Origin of the sequence: Mucilaginibacter sp. UYCu711 (assembly GCF_050433825.1) — a bacterium.
Lineage (GTDB): Bacteria > Bacteroidota > Bacteroidia > Sphingobacteriales > Sphingobacteriaceae > Mucilaginibacter.
In genome coordinates this window covers 133,101-158,597 of record NZ_JBNPWM010000011.1, presented here as the reverse complement: position 1 = coordinate 158,597, position 25,497 = coordinate 133,101, and the positions used below count along the sequence as shown (strand labels likewise).

The 25,497-nt window shown below is 43.3% G+C and carries 20 protein-coding genes; 6 read left to right on the top strand and 14 right to left on the bottom strand.

Annotated elements, in window-relative coordinates:
* Position 1 precedes the first annotated feature (1 nt).
* The 5 genes from idi to ABIB50_RS21920 form a co-directional block, all read right to left on the bottom strand.
* Positions 2 to 523 (bottom strand): isopentenyl-diphosphate Delta-isomerase, encoded by a 522-nt coding sequence (gene idi, locus ABIB50_RS21940; protein ID WP_429383329.1) that lies wholly within the window; start codon positions 521 to 523, stop codon positions 2 to 4.
* Positions 520 to 1,020: a hypothetical protein gene (locus ABIB50_RS21935; protein ID WP_429383327.1), complete on the bottom strand. Its 501-nt coding sequence runs from the start codon at positions 1,018 to 1,020 to the stop codon at positions 520 to 522. The genes idi and ABIB50_RS21935 overlap by 4 nt, the downstream gene beginning before the upstream one ends.
* Complete coding sequence (locus tag ABIB50_RS21930) at positions 1,017 to 1,853, bottom strand: phytoene/squalene synthase family protein (RefSeq protein WP_429383325.1); 837 nt, start codon at positions 1,851 to 1,853, stop codon at positions 1,017 to 1,019. Before ABIB50_RS21930 ends, ABIB50_RS21935 begins: the two co-directional genes overlap by 4 nt.
* Complete coding sequence (locus tag ABIB50_RS21925; protein ID WP_429383324.1) at positions 1,850 to 3,367, bottom strand: phytoene desaturase family protein; 1,518 nt, start codon at positions 3,365 to 3,367, stop codon at positions 1,850 to 1,852. The genes ABIB50_RS21930 and ABIB50_RS21925 overlap by 4 nt, the downstream gene beginning before the upstream one ends.
* 208 nt (positions 3,368 to 3,575) lie before the next feature.
* Positions 3,576 to 4,193, bottom strand: a complete 618-nt coding sequence (locus ABIB50_RS21920; RefSeq protein WP_429383322.1) for a diguanylate cyclase — start codon at positions 4,191 to 4,193, stop codon at positions 3,576 to 3,578.
* Positions 4,194 to 4,348: 155 nt separating this feature from the next.
* Here ABIB50_RS21920 and ABIB50_RS21915 point away from each other — a divergent pair, with 155 nt between their 5' ends.
* Complete coding sequence (locus tag ABIB50_RS21915; RefSeq protein WP_429383320.1) at positions 4,349 to 7,834, top strand: glycosyl hydrolase; 3,486 nt, start codon at positions 4,349 to 4,351, stop codon at positions 7,832 to 7,834.
* Positions 7,835 to 7,853: 19 nt separating this feature from the next.
* Here ABIB50_RS21915 and ABIB50_RS21910 read toward each other — a convergent pair whose 3' ends face one another.
* The 4 genes from ABIB50_RS21910 to ABIB50_RS21895 all read right to left on the bottom strand — a co-directional run bounded on the left by ABIB50_RS21910 (position 7,854) and on the right by ABIB50_RS21895 (position 12,644).
* A complete protein-coding gene (locus ABIB50_RS21910; RefSeq protein ID WP_429383318.1) occupies positions 7,854 to 8,468 on the bottom strand; it encodes a 2OG-Fe(II) oxygenase in 615 nt (204 codons plus the stop codon).
* A gap of 78 nt (positions 8,469 to 8,546) precedes the next feature.
* On the bottom strand, positions 8,547 to 8,969 hold the full coding sequence (locus tag ABIB50_RS21905) for a VOC family protein (RefSeq protein ID WP_429383316.1): 423 nt from the start codon (positions 8,967 to 8,969) through the stop codon (positions 8,547 to 8,549).
* A 77-nt stretch (positions 8,970 to 9,046) separates the two neighbouring features.
* Positions 9,047 to 9,808 carry a helix-turn-helix domain-containing protein gene (locus ABIB50_RS21900; protein WP_429383314.1) on the bottom strand — a complete coding sequence of 254 codons (762 nt, stop codon included), beginning with the start codon at positions 9,806 to 9,808 and terminating at the stop codon, positions 9,047 to 9,049.
* 61 nt (positions 9,809 to 9,869) lie between these two features.
* Complete coding sequence (locus ABIB50_RS21895; RefSeq protein ID WP_429383312.1) at positions 9,870 to 12,644, bottom strand: outer membrane beta-barrel protein; 2,775 nt, start codon at positions 12,642 to 12,644, stop codon at positions 9,870 to 9,872.
* A 161-nt stretch (positions 12,645 to 12,805) separates the two neighbouring features.
* On the opposite strand from ABIB50_RS21895, the gene ABIB50_RS21890 reads away from it, so the two are divergent.
* Genes ABIB50_RS21890 through ABIB50_RS21880 form a run of 3 tightly spaced genes read left to right on the top strand, consistent with a single transcriptional unit; the run spans position 12,806 to position 14,863 of the window.
* Positions 12,806 to 13,117, top strand: coding sequence for a hypothetical protein (locus tag ABIB50_RS21890; protein WP_429383310.1), 312 nt, complete (start codon positions 12,806 to 12,808; stop codon positions 13,115 to 13,117).
* A 7-nt stretch (positions 13,118 to 13,124) separates the two neighbouring features.
* Positions 13,125 to 13,484, top strand: coding sequence for a hypothetical protein (locus ABIB50_RS21885; protein ID WP_429383308.1), 360 nt, complete (start codon positions 13,125 to 13,127; stop codon positions 13,482 to 13,484).
* On the top strand, positions 13,481 to 14,863 hold the full coding sequence (locus ABIB50_RS21880) for a glycoside hydrolase family 140 protein (RefSeq protein WP_429383306.1): 1,383 nt from the start codon (positions 13,481 to 13,483) through the stop codon (positions 14,861 to 14,863). The genes ABIB50_RS21885 and ABIB50_RS21880 overlap by 4 nt, the downstream gene beginning before the upstream one ends.
* A gap of 3 nt (positions 14,864 to 14,866) precedes the next feature.
* On the opposite strand, the gene ABIB50_RS21875 is transcribed toward ABIB50_RS21880, so the two are convergent.
* Positions 14,867 to 17,758, bottom strand: coding sequence for a glycoside hydrolase family 38 C-terminal domain-containing protein (locus ABIB50_RS21875; RefSeq protein ID WP_429383304.1), 2,892 nt, complete (start codon positions 17,756 to 17,758; stop codon positions 14,867 to 14,869).
* Between the two features lie 172 nt (positions 17,759 to 17,930).
* Here ABIB50_RS21875 and ABIB50_RS21870 point away from each other — a divergent pair, with 172 nt between their 5' ends.
* Both ABIB50_RS21870 and ABIB50_RS21865 read left to right on the top strand, forming a co-directional pair.
* Positions 17,931 to 19,118 carry a hypothetical protein gene (locus ABIB50_RS21870; RefSeq protein ID WP_429383302.1) on the top strand — a complete coding sequence of 396 codons (1,188 nt, stop codon included), beginning with the start codon at positions 17,931 to 17,933 and terminating at the stop codon, positions 19,116 to 19,118.
* 12 nt (positions 19,119 to 19,130) lie between these two features.
* On the top strand, positions 19,131 to 20,786 hold the full coding sequence (locus ABIB50_RS21865) for a hypothetical protein (RefSeq protein WP_429383301.1): 1,656 nt from the start codon (positions 19,131 to 19,133) through the stop codon (positions 20,784 to 20,786).
* A 47-nt stretch (positions 20,787 to 20,833) separates the two neighbouring features.
* On the opposite strand, the gene ABIB50_RS21860 is transcribed toward ABIB50_RS21865, so the two are convergent.
* The 4 genes from ABIB50_RS21860 to ABIB50_RS21845 all read right to left on the bottom strand — a co-directional run bounded on the left by ABIB50_RS21860 (position 20,834) and on the right by ABIB50_RS21845 (position 25,446).
* Positions 20,834 to 21,310, bottom strand: a complete 477-nt coding sequence (locus ABIB50_RS21860; RefSeq protein WP_429383299.1) for a DUF1003 domain-containing protein — start codon at positions 21,308 to 21,310, stop codon at positions 20,834 to 20,836.
* 88 nt (positions 21,311 to 21,398) lie between these two features.
* Positions 21,399 to 22,775 carry a glycoside hydrolase gene (locus tag ABIB50_RS21855; RefSeq protein ID WP_429383297.1) on the bottom strand — a complete coding sequence of 459 codons (1,377 nt, stop codon included), beginning with the start codon at positions 22,773 to 22,775 and terminating at the stop codon, positions 21,399 to 21,401.
* The gene (locus ABIB50_RS21850; protein ID WP_429383295.1) at positions 22,753 to 22,962 is read right to left on the bottom strand and encodes a hypothetical protein; all 210 of its coding nucleotides are present in this window, start codon (positions 22,960 to 22,962) and stop codon (positions 22,753 to 22,755) included. The genes ABIB50_RS21855 and ABIB50_RS21850 overlap by 23 nt, the downstream gene beginning before the upstream one ends.
* A 72-nt stretch (positions 22,963 to 23,034) precedes the next feature.
* Positions 23,035 to 25,446, bottom strand: coding sequence for an ABC transporter permease (locus ABIB50_RS21845; protein ID WP_429383293.1), 2,412 nt, complete (start codon positions 25,444 to 25,446; stop codon positions 23,035 to 23,037).
* Positions 25,447 to 25,497 lie beyond the last annotated feature (51 nt).

The window sequence follows — 25,497 nt, the reverse complement described above, 5'->3', positions numbered from 1 at the left end:
TTTAAACAACTTTATAGTACATTTCTAAAACCTGTTCAAGACATATTTTAAACCAGGCGGTGTATTTATTGGGATGCTCCAATAATTCAAATAGCAGCAGGTCGGTATCTATATACCTGAAATCACTTACTTCGTCAGGATTAGGTAACGGCAGTTCATCACTGATGCCCATAAAAACATGGTCGTATTCGTTTTCAATCAACCCGTTCTCAAACTCATGGCGGTAACTAAATTGAAATAATTCTGTTAACTCACAATCCATTCCCATCTCTTCCTGCAAACGCCGATGGGCGGCGTCAGGTGTCTTTTCGCCTAAACGGGGATGGCTGCAACAAGTATTTGTCCAAAGCCCGGCAGAATGATATTTATCTAAAGCTCTTTGCTGCAGCAACAATTGCCCGTGGCTGTTGAATATAAAAACAGAGAAGGCACGGTGCAGCGTACCTGAACGGTGAGCGGCCATTTTATCCATCGTTCCGATAGCCTCGCCACTGGCATTAACGATCATTACACTCTCTTTCAATTTTTCAGTTGTTTTAATTCTTCCTGTTTAATAACGTTTAAACCAGTTAAATAGTTAAAAATCATTTCTTTTAGTATAGTATCCTTGCTGTCTTTGGTATTGTTCAGCAAATACCGCTTATCATTATCCAGTTCATCACGATAGCCCAAAAAAGTGGGCAGATTACTTTGAATCGAAAACCGGATAAACCGCATTTCCAGGTTGAGGGTGTCACGGCTGAAAGCTTTTTTAATCAAATCTTTTCCTTTGTTAAACTTGGCAAACTTGACAATTGGATTTATTGTGTATTTAGCCTGTATCATTTCATTAGCGCCTTTATAGCAAACCAGCAGCGGCGCTGCATCACTATCCACCTGGAGCATTAACTTATTTAGTTGTACCGCATCCACCTTAACTTCAGCGGCACTTTTATAAAGCCCACGTATCTTGCTCAAATCATTAACTTGAACTACCAGCGCACCCAACGGTACCATGAAAAGATACATTAAAACTTTCATAGCACATTCAATTTATACCTGATCAATGAATCGAACATCAAATAAAATTTATGGCCGTTTGATACCCGTATCCTTTCAGACATCACCTTTTCGGCAGGTACTTTCGCAATCTTACGAAATAACTGTTTATAATAAACGTAAGCAAGGTACACCCCTTTACGACAGGAAAGTGGCAATTGCCTGATCCCGGTTAAAGCTTCGTTAAATTCATTCAATATATCTTGTTCAATGGCCCGCTTGTTTTCGTCAGAGAATGCAGACAAGTCTACATCGGGGAAATAAGTGCGGTTAAGTTCCTGGTAGTCGGTATTAACATCCCGAAGAAAATTGACTTTCTGAAAAGCGGAGCCCAACTTCATGGCAGGAATTTTTAGGCGTTCATATTCTTCATCATTGCCATTAGTGAATACATGCAAACACATTAGCCCGACAACCTGTGCAGAGCCCATAATATATTCTTCATATTTTTCAGGAGTATAGGCCTGTTCAGCCAGATCCATTTCCATACTGCTTAAAAAAAGCTTGATCAGATCATGCTTAATGCCATATTGGTTTACCACCTGTTGAAACGAATTGATAACCGGATTAACACTGATGCCACGTTCGATAGCCGTGAAGGTGTCGGCCTTTAATTCGGCCAGCATCAGCGATTTTGGATATCCATGGAAACTATCCACGATCTCATCGGCCAACCTTACAAAACCATAGATACCGTGTATAGGATGGCGTACTTCTTTATTGAAAAATAATATTCCCAGCGAAAAACTGGTGCTATATAACCGGGTTGTTTCCCTGCTGCACGTAGCAGATAAGGTATCAAATCGTTCTTTCATTTATGATTGAGGTATTGAGTAAGCAATTGAGCAGAAACCTTACCGGAAATAATTGAAGGCGGCACTCCCGGCCCAGGCACGGTGAGCTGCCCGGCGTAAAACAAATTTTTTACCTTTTTATTTTTGATGGAAGGTTTAAGGTGAGCGGTTTGCAGTAGTGTATTCGCCAGGCCATAGGCATTGCCTTTAAAGGAATTATAATCTGCCTTAAAATCATTTACGCAGTAACTTTTCTTGTAGTCGAGCGCAGTTCTGATCGCTATGCCGGTATAATCTTCCAGGCGACCCATGATCAGGTCAAAATATTCTTCCCGAAGCGCTTCCGTATCTTCAATACCAGGAGCCAGCGGCATGAGAATAAATAGATTTTCATGCCCGTCGGGCGCTACACTATCGTCCGACTTTGAGGGGCAGCAAACATAAAAAAGTGGCTTGGTAGGCCATTTGGGATCCTTATATATTTCTTTAGCGTGTAATTTAAGGTCTGCATCAAAAAACAAGGTATGATGTTCTAATTTTTCTATTTTATGGGTTACGCCTAAGTAAAAGATCAAGCTTGAAGGAGCCATCACCCTTTCACTCCAATAATTTGTATCATAATTTCTGAGGCCCGGCTCAAGCAGTTGTTGCTCTACATGGTGATAATCTGCAGATGCGATAACACCGTCGTAATGGCTATCGCCGTATTTTGTGCTGATTTGATCGATCCGTCCATCAACAACCTGGCAATGGTTTACCGGCGAATCGGTGTGAAAAACAACACCCTGTGCTTCGCAAACTTTTTGCATTGCTTCTATCACTTTGCCAAAACCGCCTTTAGGATACCAGGTGCCAAGTTTTAGTCCCGCATAATTCATCAGGCTGTACAATGCCGGGGTATCTTCGGGCATTGCACCCAAAAAAAGTACCGGGAATTCCATCAGAGTAATTAAGCGCTGATCTTTAAAAAAACGCCGAACGTGTTTGCTGAAAGAAGTAAACACCTGGAGTTTAAATGCGCCCTTAATCAGGTCCCAATCGGCAAATTCCAGTAATGAAAGGCCGGGCTTATGCACCAGCTTGTTCATACCTGTGTTGTATTTATAAGCAGCCTCTTCTAAGAAAAGTGCTAACTGCTTAGCACTTCCCGCCTCAATAGATTCAAACATTGTTTCTAAGGCAGCATAATCCGCAGGTATATTTAAAACATCATGTTTACCAAAAACAACCGTAAATCCAGGATCAAGTTGTTTCAACTCGTAGAAGTCTGATGCCTTGTAACCAAAGTCATTAAAGAAATTTTCAAATACTTCCGGCATCCAATACCAGCTTGGCCCCATATCGAAAGTGTAACCATTGTCAACCAATTGACGAGAGCGCCCCCCTATTTCAGTGTTTTTTTCATAAACATTGACACTATGTCCTGCTTTGGCTAAATAGGCGGCTGCACTTAAACCAGAAAATCCCGAGCCGATCACTGCTATCGATGATTTTTCCGCAAGAAAATCTTTATCACTTAGATCTGATTTTAACATTACTTCGGGAAATCAGGTTGTTTTAATTTCCGCATCAAATATAATACAATTTTGAACTATATTATTAATAATGGTATAATTTCGTATTAATAAGAAAGATTATGAACTACACCTTTTGCTAATATAATAAATTGGTAACCAGAATAATATAATTCAATAACGTTCTAAAAAAACCGTCACTTATATAGCCTACGCGTTTTTGCTATAATTAAATATTTCCCTTTTGTTCTAATTTGCTAATAAATCCTGTCAATTCTTTAGTGAAATCGTCCAACTCTTCTGCTGACAGTTTTAAAAAAGAAATGAGTTGCTGGAGTTTAGTGGGCGACTGAATAGATTCGAAAAAAAGGTCAGACAATCCCAGAATATTGGCAATCGGCTTTCTAACTTTATGCGAGGTGATAAACATCATCTCCTCTAAACCAAGAATATGTTCTTTTAGGTGTTTCTCCACTTTTCTCAACTCTTTGTAGGCCAAACTTAATTCTAGTGCCCTTTTTTCCTTTTCCTCACTTTGCAGGATCAGTTCAGCATTAGCAATAATGAGTTCAGCTGCCCGTTTTTCTTTTTCACTGTTTTGGAAGGACAATTCAACATTTGCCAACACCAGCTCTGCTGCCCTCTTCTCTTTTTCAATATTTTGATAGGCAAGCTCCTGGTTTGCTATGATTAGCTCTGCAGCTCTTTTTTCTTTTTCACTATTCTGAAAGGATAGTTCGACATTGGCTGTTAACAATTCGGCCGCCCGTTTTTCTTTTTCCTTATTTTGTAAAGCAAGCTCTTTATTAGCAAGAAGTAATTGTGCCGAAGCAGTAAGTTTCGCCATTTGTGATTGTAAAATTTCTGATCTTGCAATATATTAAACGAGGACTACAGTTCTATGATCTTTTTAATATCGGTACCTCAATAATATAAAACAAGACAGCCGGGGATAGTTCATGGCCACATTGTGTTTATCTTGTTGCCTACCAATTAAACAGAATGAACAGGAGACTTTTTATAATAGCTGCGTTAGCGCTATACTTTACTATAAATATCGCCCAAGCACAAAACGCTTTATTATCCGGGTTTAAAAATCCTCCCTCTTCGGCAAAGGCACGTACCTGGTGGCATTGGTTAAACGGCAATATATCAAAGCAGGGTATCACTGCTGACCTGGAAGCCATGAAACGTGTTGGCATTCAGGAAGCGCAGATCTTTAACGTGGGCCAGGGATACCCGGAAGGGCCCGCACCCTATTTAAGTCCTAAATGGCTTGAGCTTTTTAAGTTCGCGGTGTCTGAAGCGAAACGGTTAGGTTTGGAAATTGGCTTTAATAACAGTCCCGGCTGGTCATCAAGCGGCGGGCCCTGGGTAACGCCGGAAAACGCCATGCAAACTGTAGTTTACAGCACAACCCAGGTTATGGGTGGCAACCTTATCAACCAAAAATTAGCGCAGCCGGCAACAAAATTTAATTACTACAACGATATAGCGGTAATTGCCTTCCCTACACCTAAAGGCAATCAACGTATAGACCAATTGAGCCTCAAAACATTATCCGGAGATTCTTTCCTTCCACATGCAGATCCGAGTGATAAAATAATCGACGGTTCGTCGGTAATTGACAAGTCCGGGATAATAGACTTGACTTCAAAAATGTCAGCAGACGGCACGTTGAAATGGCAGGCATCTGCAGGTGATTGGACAATATTAAGATTTGGCTACACGCCTAATGGCACCGAGAATCGCCCGACAGGTTTAGGGGGACGTGGACTGGAAGTTAACAAAATGAGCCGCCCGGCAATTGATGCCTATTGGGCAGGCGGCATAAAACCTATCGTTGATAAATTGGGCCCATTAGTTGGCACAACGCTCAACAATTGCCTGATAGATAGCTACGAAGTAGGTTGCAACAACTGGACAACCGGTTTTGCAGAGGATTTCAAGAAACTGCGCCATTATGATTGTATAGCTTACTTACCAACGCTGGCAGGCTACTATGTAGAAAGCGGTGAGGTGTCTGAGCGCTTCTTGTGGGATTTCCGCAAAACTATAGGCGACCTGATAGCCGATAATTACTATAAATATTTTGGTGAGCTATGCCATAAAGCCGGGATGAAATTTTCGGTCGAGCCATATGGCGGGCCGTTTGAAGCGCTTAAGGCGGGCTCAACCGGAGATATCGTGATGGGCGAGTTTTGGCTGGGCAACTCATCTTATTCAGAATCTTCAAGGTTAGCTGCATCTATCTCCCACTTAAAAGGCAACTCCATAGTTGGTGCCGAGTCGTTTACCAGCATTGGCGGGTATCTCAATCATCCCGCAACACTTAAGTCGATTGGCGATTATGTGTGGACCGAAGGCGTTAACCGTTTTATGTTTCATACCTATGTACACCAACCATGGAACATGGCGCCGGGGTTAACCTTCCATCAGTACGGTATTGAAATGAGCCGGCTAAATACCTGGTGGGAACAAAGCTATGCTTACATGAATTACGTAGCGCGTTCACAATTCCTGCTCCAGCAAGGACGCAGCAATGCAGATATTTTGGTGTTTACCGGTGAAGCTTCGCCGAATGATGCCCTATTACGGTCGGATATTAAAGCGCTTGGCTATGATTATGACCAGATAGGCCCGGATCAATTAATTTACCTTACGGCCAAAAATGGTAAGATTTATACCCGAAACGGTTTAACTTATCGCCTGTTATTACTACCCGAGACAACTTGGGCCACTCCTGAACTGTTGTCAAAGATCAAAGAATTGGTTGCCGGCGGTGCGGTGATAACGGGATCTAAACCTATCAAGTCGCCAAGCCTGCAGGGATATCCGGCGTGTGATGTGCAGGTTACTAAACTGGCTAATGAGTTATGGGCCAGTAAAATTTCAACTAACATATCCATAGCTGATGTCTTTAAAAAGTTGAATGTAGCTCCTGATTTTTCGGGCGGGCCTGCTGGTTCTGATCTCAATTTTATTCACCGTGTAAGCGGCAATGACGATATTTATTTTGTAGCTAACCCACGAAACGAAAGCCGTACCGAAATATGCCGGTTTAGGGTGACAGGTAAAAAGCCGCAGTTATGGAACCCCGAAACAGGTACTGTTGACGATATTTTAGTTTGGGATAACGGGCCGGCCAATACTACGCAGATCCCGCTCTCTTTTAATACCACCGGGTCTGTTTTTGTGATTTTTAGTAATGCCAAATCTATATCTTATCACCTAACCAACGTTAAAACCACGTTAGATCATCAGCAACTAAAGCCCCTGCCTCAGCTACAGGTTATAAAAGCCGAGTATGGTACTTTTTTGCCTGATGGCATGGCTGATGTTACAGCTGCGTTGGCCGCACGTATTACAAAGGATGGCATCCATTTATCTGCCAATAACAGTCTGGGCGTTGGCGACCCGGCCCCGGGCACGATGAAAGAAATGCGGGTTGAGTATGAGTTAGGCGGCAAACGGCAGCAGCTAACGATGGTAGAAAATGCCCAGGAAGATATCAATTTCAACAACCAGGAATTTAAGCTGATAAGGGCGTTATACGGTAAATTTACCCACGAAATAAAAGGCGTATTACCGAAGTACCCGATATATGATGTAACCACAAAGGTAAATAGCTTGATTAACGCAAACACGCTTATTTTTACCGTTAGCGATAATTTATTTGGGATACCTCCAGCTGAAAAGGGCATTAAAACAGAACTTCGCTTAACCTACTTAACCGGTGGCGAAACACGGCAGGTTACGGTTAAAAACGGAAGCCTGGCCCATTTGGAAATAGACGGCCCTCAGCCAAAATTGGTTTTTGAAAACGGAGCACCTGCCTGGGTTACACCATTTGCAGGGAAGATCATTTACAGCACTGTTCCCGGTTCAGCAAAAACTGTGGTGGTTAAGACTATACCAAAACCAATTGAGTTATCCGGCACGTGGGAGGTTAGCTTCGCTAAAAATTTAGGCGCACCTGCCAGCGCCACATTTCAAAAACTTATTTCCTGGCCCCTGTCCGCCGACGAGGGAATAAAATACTTTTCGGGTACTGCTAGTTATAAAAAGCAGTTTACTGTTACTACCGATCTACTTAAAAAAGGCAACTCATTAGAGTTGGACCTGGGCAGCGTAGGTGTTATTGCGGAAGTTATTGTAAACGGGAAAAACCTGGGGGTACTCTGGAAAGTGCCATTTAGAATAGATGTTGGGGATGCCGTACATGCCGGGGAAAACAATCTTGAAATACGCATCACCAACTTATGGACAAACCGTTTAATAGGCGATGCTCAGCTGCCTGACGACCTTACATGGAGAAACGCTGTCCCGCAAGCCTGGCCTGATTGGTTATCGGACACTTCAATTAAACGCAATTCAAAGCGGGTAACTTTTAATACTTACAGGCATTGGGATGCAAACTCGCATTTGCAACCATCCGGCTTGTTGGGCCCGGTAGTGATCAGGTCCTATCAGCATAAAAAATTATAAAATTTATTATTAATGAGTATTACCGGGCAACCTTTAACCACCCGGTAATGCTCATTCTTGGCAATTGGGTTACTAAAACTTCGTGTTCCAGTTCGTTGCTCTTAAAAAAGACGCTTTTGCCGGCATTTGGGGTTATATCCTGCCATTCAGTTCCCTGGTAAATACGTAATTCGCCCCCATCAACCTCATTATTAAGGTACATGATCATGGAGTAGGCCCTTGTTCCGTTCTGTTTAAAATTATCAAGGTGCCGTTTGTAAAAGCTCCCTTTTTCATAAAGCGTATAATGAAATTCATAACCGGTGATGCCCGTATAACAGGTAGTATTAAGGTGGCTGACAAAGCGATCCATCAGGTCAAAAAAATCATTTTCAAAACTGTTGTTATGCAGCCTGTCCAACCAATAAATTTTATCACTGCGGATCAGTTTATCATGGTTCACCAGCACATTATTCCCCGTACCTGCATATAAAAGCAAGTCGTTTGCATAAAGCGAGCTGATATTATCGGCCAAGTGGGCCGATAGTGCTTTGCTAAGAAAATTTTTAACCGTGCCCACATTAGTAGCAAGGTAACTGTCGATCAGTTCGTCGAATATGAGATCCAAATTATTGTAAGGTACACTAATAAGCATGAAACTTAGCAGCAATGCAAAAAGCCTTTAAGTTAATACTTAAAGGCTTCTATTTTAATTATTTATGGCTTCTTCATTTTACGCCTCCATTAGCGTTTTAATATCAAACTTCGACATTTTCATGTAAGCCTGCATTACCCTTGGGGCCTTTTCAGGATCGGTCATCAGCTTATGCAAAACTGTGGGTACAATTTGCCATGATACACCAAACTTATCATCGAGCCAGCCGCATTGGTCATGCCTGCCACCCTCTCCTAATTTATCCCAATAATGATCGATCTCTTCCTGGGTTTCACATTCGATAACAAATGAGGTAGCCGGTGTAAATTTATACTTTGGCCCGCCATTAAGGCCCATAAATTTATTTCCATTTAACTCAAACTGAACTACAATTGGGTTTTCTGCAAGAATTTTTGAGTTCCTGAATATTGTGCAATAATAATCTGCTGCTGCTTTGGCCTGGCCGTCAAACCATAAACATGGATACATTTGATTTGTCATAATACGTTTTTGTTTTAATTGTTAAGTCAAAGGTATAGGGCCCGACAACCGCAAAATAGAACAAAACCGACAAAATGCTAATAGTTGAGATATTGTTTAGGCGTTAAATTGGTAAACTCTTTAAAGCTGCGTATAAAATGGCTCTGGTCGGCATACCCATGCTGAAAAGCTATATCAGTTAAGCGGACATCCCTTGAATTATTTAATTGCTGAAAAGCTGCATTAAACTGGCACACTCGCCGGTACAGGTTTGGGGCCAGGCCCACGTTTCTTTCAAAAGTACGCTGGAAGGTCCGTTCGGTGATATTCAGTTCTTTTTGAAGTTGCAGCAATACTTCCTTACCAGGCGACGTTATAATTTTTTGAGTAGCATATTTAATGATGGCACAATCTGACTTTTGCTGAGAGGCCAGCTTCGCAATATAATTATCAATTAACACCAGCATATCCACTGCACTGTCGGCATTTAATAATCTTTCCTGCAACTCTTTAGTTATTTGAGGCGATACCAGGTTAATGTCGATAATCCTATCCGTCAGCTCCTGTGCCGATACCCCAAATAATGATAGCAGCGCAAATGGCTTAAAAAAATAAGCAATCAGCGTAAAATCTTCTGTAAAAGTTAAAAACTCAGGCGAAATGGTCTGGCCAAATAGCAGTAGATGATTAACGGGGCTGCCTTTAATTATCCCCTTTTTTGATATGAAAAGTAAAGTTGGCGTGCCATTGGCAAAAAGCGGCAAAGCAAACGGTGATGAAACTTGATGATCATCAATCACCAAAATCCTTTCCACATATTCTGCAACACTTCCGTTAGGTTTCAGATTGCTTACTTTCATTGCTCACCGCCTTTTAAACGAATTACCTTAAACTTTATATTACCAATATAAGTAAATCAGGTTAAAACCTGAACAACTGATTTCTTCCGCCAACCTTATCGCCAAAATTGCGGATATTGTAAGTAAAGGTAAGCAATCCGTATCGCCTGATGGTACTGCCCTGCATATCTTCTATCAGGTTCTCGCGGATCATCCGGGTGGCTAAAACATTTTGGTCAAGAATATCATTTACCGCCAATTTTAACTGGCCACGGTTGCCCTTAAGAAAAACATAGGTAACGGCTGCATTCCATTTATAATAGCTTTGCAGCAGGCCCGGCACTGCATTTGGGTTATAGCGATAATCTAACTGCGTTTCCCAAACCCAATGCTGGCCTAGGCGGTATATCACCTCGCTGCGGGTATCATGGTAGTTTAGTGTCTGGCTGTTAAATTCGGCGCTTTCATAACTGCTGTGGTAATGGGTAAAGGTGTACGATTGGTCAAGTTCGAACTTATCATTTAAATTGATCCTTACCTCGCCGAATGGCCGGATATTCAACGTCCGGAACCCGCTTTTTACCCCATTAAGCACCACGAACGAGCTATATAACGAACTACTATTTGAGGCTATGAACGACACCTGTTTGTTGTTCTCCATTTTCCAGTCTTTTTGAAGGCCAAGGTTGTTACTTAACGACCAGATGCCGTTAGTATTAATGGGGATAGTAGTTTGCACTGCCGCACTGTTGATAGTTCTTGATACAATGGTTGCGTTATCAATAACGCTGCCGCTGATGTTAAAGTTATAGGTAAGCAAACTTTTGGTATCGTATTTTCTGACACCAAAAGTCAGCGAGTTACTTATCGACGGCTTAAGATCAGGGTTGCCATAGCGAATGAATAACGAGTTGGTATTATTAATAATTGGCTGTATGTTGGCCAGCGCAGGCTCGCTGAAGTTGCGGTTGTAGGTTAAGTTGAAAACATCATAACCTAAATCAAAACTTGGCAATAAAAACCGATAATGCTGGTTAACCGGGCTACCTGTAGAGAAAATACTCTTAGCATCAAAGATGGCTAAATCTATACCCGGGCCAAGGCTCCATTTTTTAATTTTCCATTTTATGCCGGTTGTGGCGTCGGTGCGGTGTCCTGTACGTTCGTAATCCTGTGTAAGGGCAGGCACCCCGATAACATACTGATCAAAGGTATCAGGAAAGAAGGTGCCCAGGTCGTTCTTATTTCTAAAATAATTAGATGTAATGCTTGAGCTAAAGTTCAATGACGGAGTAAGCAAATCAGAATAAGTTAACAATATAAAGTTTCGGGTATTTACTACATCGTTTTTACGCAATTGGTCGACGGTACTTTGCGCAGGCGGCTGAAAAAACGAGTTCTGAATTAAATTGAAGAGGTTATTTTTCGAGTTATCAATAGTTAAAGCATCAACAAAGAACATGCTGCGACCCTTTTTGGTAAAGGTTGGCATCACCTTTAACCACGACATAAAGGTAGTAGAATTATTGCGGCCGTCCTGGTTATTGTCGCTTGTGCTCAATGCTCCTTTAACACTGGATGTGGTGTTAAGATTAAAAAACTGATTGGTGTTTTCTTTTACAAATATCAGCTGCGGCCTAAACTCAATATGCAAGTGCGGATTAATGTTAAACCCTATTTTAGTACCAATTAAATGCGCGTACTGGCTGGTATGCTGATTAGTATTTTGCCTGCTGTTAAGAATAGTATCATTATATAATTGCTGTGTATTACGCAGCTCGTCAAAGTTAGAAACAACAGCGCCGTAAAAATAATTAAAGCTAAAATCTACCTTTTTGTTGATGATGGTATTAAAATTACCACCGCCGCCGCTTGACGTCATTAGCCCATTACCGAAGCCGCCAAAAGATACTTTATCGATAGACAATCCGCCGGTGCCATTGCCATTGGCATTACCCCAGCCGCTACGGCCAAAACCACCAACAGACCTGATATCTGTAAAAGAAAAAGACGCCTTGTTTAAATTGTTGCCATAGCCCAAAACGCTAAGCTGTGTAGTATCCCTGAAAAAGTTTAGCAGGCCGCCAATCTCCGCTTTATTTTTAACACCTGCGCCTGCATAGGCTTTGCCGAATACGCCCCTTTTAATTCCGGGTTTTAGCTTAAGGTTTATTACCTGGGGGATGTCGGCTTCACGCATAAGCGGATTAGCTTGCAGCGCTTCTTTATCATTAGTAACCTGTATTTTATCAATGGTATTGGCAGGTAAATTTTTTGATGCGATATGCACATCGCCGCCAAAAAACTCTTTTCCATCAACATAAATGGTTGATACCTTTCGGCCATTAACCATAATATTACCGTCTTTATCAACATTTACACCCGGTAGTTTGCGAAGCAGGTCTTCAACCAATGCATCCGGCAGGGTTTTAAAAGCGGCTGCGTTAAACTCAATAGTATCTTTGCGCACTACAACTGGCGGGCGCTCTGCCCTTACCATCACCTCATTTAAATTAACTGCTGATGTTTGTAGGCGCAACTTGCCCACATCCAGCAATTGCTGACCACTTTGCAGCTGCATCTCCTTTCGGTAAATGGTAAAACCCATATAGGTAATTATCATCCGCAGCTTTATGCCTGCAGGTACGGCAGTAACCCTAAACCCGCCTTTTTCATCACTTAGCCGGTAGCTTATTAATGTGGTGTCATTGGCCCTGAAAATACTGACTGTTGCATAAGGGAGCGGTTGCGCTGTTGTGGTATCTATTAAAATCCCCTGTAATGTTCCCTTTTGACTTTGGCCCTTCGAAAAAATAGATAGTGTACAGAATGTTAAAATAAGTAGAAGTGCCTTCATGTGGTCTAATAAAGTTTTGGTAATTGTTCTAAAAGACACACCTTTTTTTTGAACGTTACATGTTTTAACAACAAATAGTAATAATCAGTAAAACAATGCTCCCTTTAAGAATATCGTTAGGTTTTTTTATTTTTACGAAAACTCGACGGAACATCAAGCTTATGTTTTATCTTATTCTTACCGCAGCCGCTTTATTATTTATTGCACACGTAGTGTTACTTTTTACGTCTTTCCAAAAATCAGCACTGTTACCTACCCGTTATTTTTATTCGCATTTAACCTTGTGGTTAACAGGTGTGCTGGTGTTTGTATTGGCGTTGCTGTATAGCGGCACCGGCCAGTTATTGTTTTTGGATTATTTTGATACCATGCAAAAAAAAATGATGATATTGGTGTTTACCTTCGCTCTGTCGTTGGTAGCGCACTTTATTGTGCGGCTATTGGTATTGCCATTGTTAAAACCTAAAAGTTAAATTAAAAATGCTCAGGAAAATTTTAGCCGTTATTGTAAGTTATGTAGTTTTCGCTGCAAGCGCGGTGTTATTATTTAACCTTACGGGCGAGAAACCGCATGCCGATACTACCATTAACTTTAAAATTATAACTGCCGTCTACGGCATATTTTTCTCTGTTTTAAGCGGATTAATTTTGCAATTAATTGCCCGAACAAAAAATCTCACTCTAAACTTTATACTCGCATTTATAATGGCGGCGTTTGCTGCGGTATCCCTGCTTACATCAGACGGCAGCCATTGGACGCAATTATTCGCTATCATCATTTTTGCACCGGCATCTTTATTGGGCGGGATAATCTATTTAAAAAGAAAGTCCGCTCGATGAAAAAATTGGTCATATTAACTTTTCTTTTAGTTTTCGCTGATGGTGCCTTCGGGCAAAAACCAGGCGAAAATGACCGGCTAATGGTGAGTCCTAACGGGCATTTCTTACAGTATCAAAACGGCAAACCTTTTTTTTGGCTGGGCGATACGGGTTGGCAAATGTTTACCCGCTTAACTAAAGACGAGATAACCCAATACCTTGATAATCGCAAACAAAAGGGCTTTAACGTTATCCAGGCGGTAGTTTTAAATGATGAAGGCGGCCCCATCGGACCCAACAGAAATGGCGACAGGCCGCTAATTAATAGTGATCCCAACAAACCTAACGAAGCTTATTTTAAAATGGTTGACTGGGCAATACAACAGGCCGCAAAAAAACAATTATACATTGGCTTACTACCTACCTGGGGTGGCAATGTAAGTAAGTTTTGGTCGACAGGGAAACCTGTTTTTACTATAAACAACGCCTATCAATACGGACTATTTTTAGGTAAACGATATCAAAACTATACTAACATTATATGGATAGTTGGCGGCGACAGGCCAGCTAAAAATGATACTGCCGACTGGCGTCCCATCTGGCGGTTAATGGTTAAAGGGGTACGGGAAGGCGCCGGAAATAAGGTGCTGATAACCTACCATCCTGCCGGCGAATCATCATCTACAGATTTTTGGAAAGATGAGCCTACGCTTGATTTTAATATGATACAATCGGGACATCGCATTCATGATTTCCCGGTTTGGAACTGGGTACGGCGCGACTATAATTTAACACCCGCCAAACCTGTTTTAGACGGCGAACCAAACTACGAGGACCACCCCGTAAACTGGAAGAACAATACAGGTTATTTTAGGGATTACGATGTACGTAAACAGCTTTACCGCACCGTTTTTAGCGGAGCTTGCGGTGTTACTTATGGCCACCAGGCCGTTTGGCAGTTTTACAGCACACGCGAAGAACCGATGAGCTTCCCTGACCGTTACTGGGAAGAGGCGCTCGACCGTCCAGGGGCTTTCCAGGCAGGTTTTTTAAAGAAACTGATATTATCCCGGCCATCATTAAACCGCGTGCCTGACCAGGCCATGATAAAAAGCGGGCAGGGTGAAAAAGGCGATTATATTACCGCGTTCCGCGATGGTGATAATGGTTACGCGATGGTTTATTTACCGATCGGCAAACCAATAGCGGTGGATGTATCGAGGCTTAAAGCGCAAAGCTTAAAAGGCTGGTGGTTTGATCCTAAAACCGGGAAAGCTACCCTCATCGGCACTATAAAAAACGGCAATACCCCGTTAACATTTACGCCACCTACAACCGGTGCAGAAAACGATTGGGTATTGGTATTGGATGATGCACAAAAACAACGGCCTATTCTATAACCTTTATTTTTCTATCCTAACGGTTAATATCCCTTTAGCCGGTATAGTAAAGTTGTTGCTTAAGCTGCTTTTCTTATCCTCGGTTAAGTTGCTTTCCCATATTTTTATGGCCGGCGTACCTTGCGGAACAATGTTAACCCGGGTTTGTGCATCGCCGGCGTTTACCACGTCGGCTATTACACCGTTGCCGTCATCAGCAGGTTTTATTGATTCTACGTATACATTATAGCCATCAACTTTAAAAAACAACTTGCCGTTCGCATCGCGCGATGCAGCTGCAGCAATTAATGGCTGATGGTTATTTAAACCATCCTGGTTGGCTTTAAAGCTATCATAACCACTGGCATGCGCCTGGAAAATATAATGAAACGTAACTAAACCTCCCTGGTCGGCAGGGAAATTGGTATGCCATAAATTATTCATCACCCACGAATAAATTTTGGATGATTGCGGCGTGTATTTTAACCATAGCGGCGATAAACGTAAGCCGCCCAATAATCCGCCGGTAGTGATCTTTCCTATCTCAAACAATGGCGCATCCGGGCTTGACCAAGTAATACCATACGATGCATTAGAGATATCAACCCAGCGCTGCATGGTATACCAGTTGCGGTTTGAATTTGTAAGCTGATCAGCCTCCGCGGTCATGCTGCCCCATGGGATGCTATAACGCACCTTTGCATCCGGCACTTTAAATGGAAATGCAAAGTGTACACTCTCCTTTTTACGGATAGCAATTTTATCTATAGTATTTATCAGCTCAACTTTATCCAGACCTTTTACCAGTCTTATTTCTCGTGTAAGGCTGTTTGTGCCGGGGGCCTGCGAGGTAATCAGCAAGCTTACTACCAGTGGCCCTTTTTCTTTTATGCTGATATTAGGTGCCAAACTTGTGCTGATTTTTTGTAAAGAATCGCCGGGCATGTACAGGTATTTATTAAAACCAGCGGTATCAACCAGTGTTATGCTTTGTTCACCAGTATTTCTCACTAAGTGGTTAATATCACCTGTTTGTTCATCAATATTAACCATATAGATACCATTATTTACACTTCTTTTATTAATTGTTGCAGCACCCTGTACAAAAGCTTTGCCCGCACCTATGGTGTAGGTACTTTTACCAAATTGAGGAACGGCGGTGGCAACAAAAGCCAGCTCGCCGGTACTTAACCGTTGTGATGGAATTTTGTTACCGCTTGCATCTTTTACCAGGTCGCCGGCCTTACTTAGGGCTGCAGGTAAATAAACCACATCGGTACGCGGCCATGCCAGCGTGTTGTAAACATCAACCGCGTTTGCTTTGGCAGCTACCGGGGTAAGCACTTTGGCCGTTAGCGTATCTGTTAAGCCTTTGGCGTGGATGGCATAGCCCCTTTTCATGGCCCACTCGCTTTTTACTTTCGGGTCTTCGGGTTGGCTTACGCTGTTGAAAGCCCCCCAGGTATGCTCGTTATATAACAACAGGTTCTTCCAGGTCTCATCTACATCGGCAGCCGGGTAGGCCGGTTTATTGCGGATAGCCCAGATGGCGTTGGCTTGTTTTAACTGATCAGATGTTTCGCGGCTCAAAGCGGTTTCGCGTGCCGCGGATGATACGCCGTCGGTCCAGTACTCGGTATAATCGCCGCTTATGTTTGGGATCTTATCTTTATACTCAGCTTCAAAATCATTAAAGAACTGTTTTGTTGAAGTGATGATCAGCTTCGGCGATTCAAAACGCTCGTTCCAGGCTTTAACGGCATCCGGTAGTTCGGGGTCGATAGGCGCATTGTCGCTCATGGCCCAGGTAAGGATGGACATGTTGTAAGGGAAGTTGGCTTTCTCTAATCCGCCCAGATACTCAAACAGGTAAGGGTTTAAAAAATTATCAGACGGGTGCCCGGTATAAAAAGGCTTAGGATCCTCGATGGTAAAAAAATTAGGGATCTTGGTTCCTTTTAGTTTATAACCGATAGAATACGGCTGGCATTGCCAGAACAGTAATTTTTGCCGGCCCGATGGCGATACCCAGTAAAACGGTTTATCCTGCCATTGCGCTAAATAGCCTATCCTGTCGGAAGCATTTGGCCCTGATAGGAAGTATTTGATATTGGTTTGATCGCTTTGCGCTGATAGTCCCCACGATGCGCCCGGCACATCACCCTGGAACATGGTATGGATCTCGATACCATGCTCTTTAGCCAGCTTTTGCGATTTGGCAAACATCATCATCAGCTGTTTTGAATCTGTCATGCTGGTATTGGTGTTACCATAAGCGCCGTCCAGGCTTATCCAGCCTTTTTTAACCGCGTCCCAAAATCTTTCCTTTTTGGCGGCATCGGCTTGTTTCAGGTAATTCTCTACCACCCACATGGCCTCGGTGGTCCATTTAAATTGCGCCTCCTTAGGGTAATCGGCGGTTTTCTTAGCCAGTTCTATCGACTCGTCAATATTATCCATATGCAGCTTTAAAACTTTGGCCTGCACATTGGTATAACCAATATCTACGTGCGAGTGCGGTAACACATACACCCGCCAGTTAGCTTTAGCCGGCTCAACCATGCAGCTGGCGGTATAAGTTTTCCCTTCAGATTGTACAGTAACGTTTGCCTGGGTAGCCGATTTTACCGGTGCGCCGGGTAGCAAAATTTCAAAGGCATCGGCACCGTCTTTATTTGCAGGTATTTTAACGGTCTCTGTCGTGCCGTTAAAAGTTACGGTTGCATCGGCCCCGGTAAAGTTTTTGCCATCCTTAAAAAGCAACCTTATCATCCGCCTGTTGCCATCGTTACTTTTAACATAAGCAATGGTTGATTGCAAGCCAATAGACCCAAAATGCGGAACCGGTTTTTGAGCGTTGACTTTCGTAGTTATTAAAACGAATAATAAAATTACTATAGTAGGTAGCCTTTTCATGTTTATATGTTTGTACATACCAAATATAATAGCTTTTTATTAGTTGATGATTTAATAATTATAAAATTATTGCCAATAAGTAAAAAATGGCTTACGTACCGGTTAATATTTAATTACGATATGCTATCTTAGTGCTGTTTGATGTAGCAGCAAAATTAAATAATCCCATTAAATGAGTACTATCAACCTATCACAGGTATCAGCAAAAGATGATACGGCCCCTGCCGGCACGCTTACTTTGCCGTTTTATATTTACGCCGTAGTATTTGCCTCGTTTTGTATTACCGTTGGTTTAATATGGGATATCTCCTGGCACATGAGCATCGGTCGCGACGGCCTGTTTGCGCCGCCGCATTTGGTTACGTACCTGGGCGCGGTAACATCCGGTTTGTTTTCGGGCTATTATGTGCTGCGTTTAACCTTTGCCGGCCGCAGGGAGGAAAAGCAGCAATCCATCAATTTCTGGAAAGTTTTCTACGGATCATTAGGCGCGCTGTTTTGTATCTGGGGTGCCTTCACCATGATAACTTCTGCCCCTTTTGACGACTGGTGGCACAACACTTTTGGGCTGGACGTACAGATCCTGTCGCCGCCACACACGGTTTTACTATTGGGTATGATAACCATACAATTTGGGGCGATGGTAAGCGTAATGGCGCTGCAAAATCGCGAAAGCATAATAGCTACTTACTCTAAAAAAACTTTGGCAGCCTGCTTTATGTTGTCGTCGGGTTTTTTACTGGTGATGCTATTTACCATAGCATCCGAATATTTGGACCGCCATGATATGCATAGGGTATTGTTTTACCAGGTAAGCGGCGGATTGTTCCCTTTGTTTCTGGTTGCAGTATCAAGTGCATCAACCACCAAATGGGGCGCTACCCGGATGACTGCGGTATATATGGTGGTGATGGCATTATTGGTTTGGATCCTTCCTTTATTTCACGCCGAACCTAAATTAGGGCCTATACTTAACCACATCACTCATTATCAAAGTTTCCATTTCCCGTTATTGCTCATCTTCCCGGCAATGGCTATCGACTGGCTAAATCAACGTTTATTAACCAAACCATCAATTATAAAGGCGCTTGCCATAGGCGCAGCATTTGTATTAATACTACTTGCAGTACAATGGCCATTCGGCGATTTCCTTACCACCGTACATGCCCGCAACTGGTTTTTTGGCACAACATCATGGTATTTTGGTTCAAACCCAACCTATGAATATCGTTATAAACTTTACAATGAAGATGGCGGCGCAACGTTAATTACCGGTTTAGGTATTGCCATAGTACTTGCCTTTCTTTCGAGCTGGCTGGGGCTAACCTGGGGCCGTTGGATGAAATCAGTTAAACGGTAACTAACCTTTATCATGAAAAAACTTGTTCTGTTTCTTAGCCTGCTGCTGGCCGTTGTTAAAAGCTATGGCCACGTAGGCAGCCCCGGTGTTACCTTCGAGGGTAAGGCCGGGCCATATAAAGTTATTGTAAGCATTAACCCGCCCGATGTAATACCGGGCACTGCCAATGTCACTGTTTATCTGGAGGACGGGGTTAAAGGCGTAAGGGTATTTGCCAAACCCGTGTATTGGACATTTGGTGCAGACGGCACACCACGTGCCGACCAGGCAACAGCGTTCGCCGGCCAGCCCGGCCGTTTTGACGTAAAGATCTGGTTTATGAGCATGGGTACATCAAGCATCGAAATAATGATTGATGGTCCGCTGGGTAAGGGGACGGTATTGGTGCCGGTTATGGCCGTATCAACAGCTAAGCGTGCCATGCCTGCGGGCCTGGGCTGGGGACTGTTAGCTATGGCTGTTTTTTTGGTATTGCTGATGGTAACTATAATCAGTTCAAGCATGGGCGACAGCCAGCTTAACCCCGGCGAAGAAATGACCAAACGCCTGCGCAGAAGGCGGGCCATTGGCGGCGTTGCAAGCCTGGGTATATTAATACTGATATTGTGGGGAGGCTTAAGCTGGTGGAACGCCGCGGCGGCCAGTTACAATAAGTTTTTATATCGCCCATTGCAGGCTACCACCACGGTAAACGGGCAGGATGGCACGTTAACGCTTACTGTTGATACCATGCAGCTAAACACGATGACGCAAAGGCGCCGGATGAACATTACCCGAAAAATGAGCTACCTGGTGCCCGATCATGGAAAGCTGATGCACCTGTTTTTGATAAAAGCCGGCGAGCTGGATGTATTTGCACACCTGCATCCGCGACGGGTAGACTCGGTAACTTTTACGGCCAAAATACCCAATCTGCCCGCCGGCAAATATTGGGTGTACGCTGATATAACCCGCCTGAGCGGATTTGCGGAAACTATTGTAGACACATTGGATGTTAAGGAAAACATCTTCCATAATGCAGGGCTGAATAACAAGCCAACGGTAGCAGCAGATCCTGACGATACTTATTACCTAAGCAACGCTGTTAACAGCAAAACCGCTACCCGTACCGGCGCTGCAATCTGCGGCTCGCCGGGGATAGAAACCAGGCTAAATGATGGCTCGACCGCCGTTTGGATGCAAAGCCCCGGCAAAGAAATTAAAGCCGGCGAACTAACCAACCTGCAATTTGAAATTTTAGATCCCGAAGGTAAACCTGCCAAATTAGAGCCTTACATGGGTATGATGGCACATGCGGTTATTTTAAAAGATGATGGCAGCGTATACATCCATCTGCATCCCGCTGGCAGCTATTCCATGGCATCGCAAAAGGCTTTGCTTGACAGGATGGCATTTCATGAACCGTTGGATAAATACCTGCCGCAACCAAAAGTTTTTGCCGATAGTGTTGATCATTTTATGACCCGCCTTAATGCAATGCCGGAAGCCGACCGCAGCAAACTGCTAATGGCAAATATGCCCGATATGGCACCAACTAAGCCCGGCGGCATGGCGCACCAAATAAGTTTCCCTTATACGTTTCCACAACCGGGCAAATACCGCATCTGGATCCAGGCTAAGCGCAATGGTGTGATATTAAACAGCGCTTTTGATGCAGAAGTGAAATAGAATAGCTTGAGGAAAGATGGTTGCTGGATCCGGTAAAACGGGACTACTTATTCCTGTTCGTCCAAACGTTCATGGAGTTGTTGCAGGTCCAGTTCCTCTTTCATGTGTTCCAGTTCCTGGTCCTGTTTATGGATACCCAGCTTTTTTTGAATATCATGCAGCATGCTTAGTACCTTGGTGATCTCCGTTTCGGCATGGACATTAACCTCGAACTCCACCTGTTGCCTCAGTTTTTCTAACCTGCCCTGGCGGTTTTGGCTGATCAGTACGGATACGGATAGGATAATAGCGAATATCGAGACAACCATTTCTAACGCCGGGAAAGGGTACTTGTCAAACGGCTGTAAAGCTGGTATAAATCCCAGGTTAAGTGTTATCCAAAAAATAAAAAAACAAACACAAACAACCAGGAACGTAATGCTTCCCAGCTTATTTGAAATAAACACCGCAACATGATCTCCGCGGCTGTGTTTATCGTCAAGGGCAGATCTGAGCGGAGTTTGGGCCTTTTGTTTTCTCGTCATCTCAAAAACAACATATACCAGTCATTAAAGTTTTCATCCTCATTAAGATATAAAACCGTATTGCTACATGCTGCCCTTTTCCTGATCGTTAATAGAACACTATGGTTGTAATTGATCTTGGCTGCAAACTAATTGCACCGTTTAAATTGGTTAAGGCTGATGGTTTTAAATCATCACCTGCATTTGCAGATGTAGTATAAGTGCGGTAGTTTTTTATCGGTTTAAAATTTTTCAGGTCAGGTGTTATCAACCGGGTTTGCTCAGTATAATTAATCACCACCATTACCAGTTTATCCTTTCCTCCGGTAAATGCAGACACCATTACATCCTGCGCCACTTGTACAGGCGTTAATCCATCATTGCGGGTAGTAACTAACCTTTTCATTCCGGGGCGCACAAAGCGGCTGTAATTGCCTAATGCCCATAAGTTTTTGGTGATGGTAAATTCGCCGTCTTTATAATCGGCGTTTGGCTTTAGCGCAAGCAGGTAATAACGGGTATCCCATTCGGCATTGCCCGGTTCCCAGGCGTTCCATAATTGCCAGGCAGCGGCGTTGGCAATGGTCAGGTCGTGGTTAATTACCTTTGCTAAAAACAGCGCGCAATCCATCTGGCTGCGGCGGCCCCGGGTACCTTCTTTATAACCATCGGCCAGCATGGAGTATTCTGATTGCCAAAAACTCACACCATATTTAGCAGCGGTATCTGCCAGGTGTTTACGCACATTTATGAGGTTATTATCTCCGTTATCAGTAAAGTAGCTATGACCGGCCACTATTTTTGGCAGATGTTTCAAATCGCTGAAATTATATGCGCCATTAGCTGCAAACAAGGTTTGGATCTGTTTGGAAGTAGCGGTGTTATTGCCGTATAAATAATCCAGCTGCCCCGCTTCGGGCGTTAGTATTTTGGTGGTTAGCTTGTTTTGGGTTAGCGCTGCATCTACCGCGGTTATGGCGTGATGGATCTCTTCATTGCTCCACGGGCTGCCCTCCTGGCTGGCCTGCCCGGGCTGGTTGGCCCAATCCCATTGCGGTTCGTTAACGGGGCTCAGGTAATTAAAATGCAGTTTCTGCTCGTCAAAGTGTTTAACAACTTCGGCCAAAAAATCGGCGTAAGCATTGTATTTATCGGGCTTTAAATTGGCTTTATGGTCCTTAACGGTTTTATAGCCCAGGCCGTTTTGCGTGAATTGTACCGGCGGACTATTTACAAAAGCTATCAGGTTCTCTACCTTATAATCCTTCGCTTTACGCAAGAACCATTGGTAACCCGCCTGCTTATCCCAGTTATAAGTACCATCGGGATTTAAAAAGCATTCAACCCGTTTTCTAAAATCACGGATCCCGCTGCTATCGCCCTGCTCTGCCGTGCCCGCGCCAATGTTAAAGCGCCAGGCAGATAGGCCGATGCCCTTAAATGTTCCGTCCGTGGCTACGTCTTTACTGAATAATAACTCGGCCATTCTTTCGCGTTTTTCCATCGGCCAGTATTTGCCTATCCCTTTCAGAGAACCAGCAGCCCGACGCGCCAATGTTATCAATAGTTTGCGCGTTATTTTTGGCATCGATGGTTAGCGTAAGGGTTTGTGCCGATAGCAACTTCGGCATCAAACAAACAATAAAAGCCAGGTATTTCAGAGCTATTTTCACATGCCTAATTTATAACAAAAATGCCGATAGCTTTATAAACTACCGGCATTTAATATGATCAGTTATTTAGTATTATTCTGTTTTAAGACTTTTTACCGGGTTCATCAGCGCGGCTTTTATACTTAGCCATGATACGGTTACAAAAGCGATGATCAGCACAACCACAAATGGCAGCAGGAAGAATAGCGGGCTAATCCCGATCCTGAAAGCATAACCATTAAGCCATTGATGCACGGCATACCACGCTATTGGCGCGGCAACCACAAAGGCCACCAATACCAGCATGGCAAAATCCTTATATAATAATTGCAGGATACCATTAACGGAGGCGCCCAATACCTTACGGATCCCGATCTCGCGGGTGCGCTGTACGATGGTATAGGATACCAGGCCAAACAGGCCCAGGCAAGCCACAAAAATAGCTATCAGCGTAAATATGCCAAACACCTTGCTAAAGCGCTGGTCGGCCTTGTATTGCTCGTTAAAATGATTATCCAGGAAGTAATAATCGAACGGATCGCCGAGGAAATATTTGGCCCAACTTGTTTTTAAGGCGGCTACAGTTTGCGCGGCATTATCGGGGCTTATTTTTACGGATACGTTGCCGCCTACCCACGAGCTGTAATCAAAAATTACGGCATCATAATTATCTCTTAATGACTGCTGGTGATAATCTTCGGTAACACCGATAATGGTATGCGGACCGCCGCCAAATATCATCTGCTTACCAATCATATCCTCAGGCTTATTAAAGCCAAATAATTTTACGGCCGAGCGGTTAACTATCAGCGTTTCCTCATCGCCCGGGTGTTGTGGTGAATAATCGCGCCCCGCAATGATCTTTATGCCGTAGTTTTTAAGGAAATCATAGTCCGTAGTAATAACGCGGCATTGTACGTTTGAGTTTTCGCTTTGCCCTGCCATGCGCAATTTACCGCGGTTAGTACCCACTTCGCCGCCGGGTACATCACTTGATACGCTTATCCCTTTAACAGCCGACATAGCAAGCGTAGCTTCTTTAAAGATCCGCATATCGCGGCGCATTGAATCAACCCGTATAAGCGGCGACCTGATGACTACCGTTTGATCAATATTAACACCCAGTTGTTGGCTTTGCATAAAGCTGATCTGTTTGTAAACCGTTAACGCGCCTATCAATAAAAAGATGGAGGCGGCAAACTGGAAAACCACTAAGCTTTTACGCAACACCACACCTTTTGATGAGGTGGATATTTTGCCCTTTAGCACTTCTACCGGCTTATAATTAGACAATACCATTGCGGGGTAAAAGCCCGAAAAGGCCGAGCCAACCAAATAAGTAACCAATACGCCCAACCAAAAGGTTAAGCTGCTAAATAATGCTAAGCCAATGTTTAACCCGGTAAGCGACGCGAAAGCCGGGATGCATACCGCTATAATAATAACAGCTGCCAACATAGCCAGGCCATTAAGGGTCATGGCTTCAAACATAAACTGCAGGATAAGCTGTCCCTTGGCCGAGCCTAATGTTTTACGTACACCAACCTCTTTGGCGCGGGCCATGCCACGGGCGGTAGCCAGGTTAATATAGTTTATCCAGGCAATAACTATCACAAAAATAGCTATACCTAATAGCAGGTAAACTGATTTGCCATCGCCGTTGGAAGCGATTTCTAATTTACGGTTTGAGTAAAGATGGATATCTTTTACCGGCTGTAACGTATAAACAGCCGATTCGTTTGGTATGTCCGCATAACCGCGTTTAGCTATCGGCACAAACTTACTTTCAAGCAATTTAGGGTTAACACCAGGCTTAAGAAGTACATATGTTGTAAAACCATCTGAAAACCACTGCTTTTCCGGATCAAAACTCGGCGGCGCCTGCCAGATCTCTTTTAAAGTTGTGTACGATTCTATAACATCTAATTTGATGTGGGTGTTTACAGGCATGTCCTGCATAATACCGGTTACCTTCATGGTTTTACCATATAAAGTAACGGTCTGGCCCATAGCGTTGGCGCCATGAAACAACTGTTTAGCCACCGACTCGGTTAGCACCATAGATTTAGGCTCGGTCAGTGCTGTGTTGACATCACCTTGCAATAGACGGTAGCTAAATAGCTTAAAGAAACTGCCGCTAACCAAAAAGTTATTTTTAATTACGTATTTCTGGTCGCCGTGGCTAATCAAGGCCTGCCCTGTACTCAATAGTTTAGTATAGTCTTCTATTTCGTCCGGAAAAGCGGCTTTAAACGCAGGCCCCGCAGCTGATGCGCCCGCGGCCCAAACAGTGCTAAGCTTGCCACCGGTATACCTGTCCTGGTTTATTCGATAAAGCCTATCGCCTTTGGTGTGAAAATTATCATAACTCAATTCAAAACTCACATATTGCATTATGAGCAAACAAGCCGCCATACCAACGGCCAACCCTACAATATTGATAAAAGAGAAGGCTTTATTTTTGGCCAAATTCCTGAAAACAACGCGTAAATAATTTTTTATCATGGCACTGGATTTTTATGCTGATTAATACGCTAATTACATGCCTTTATTTTA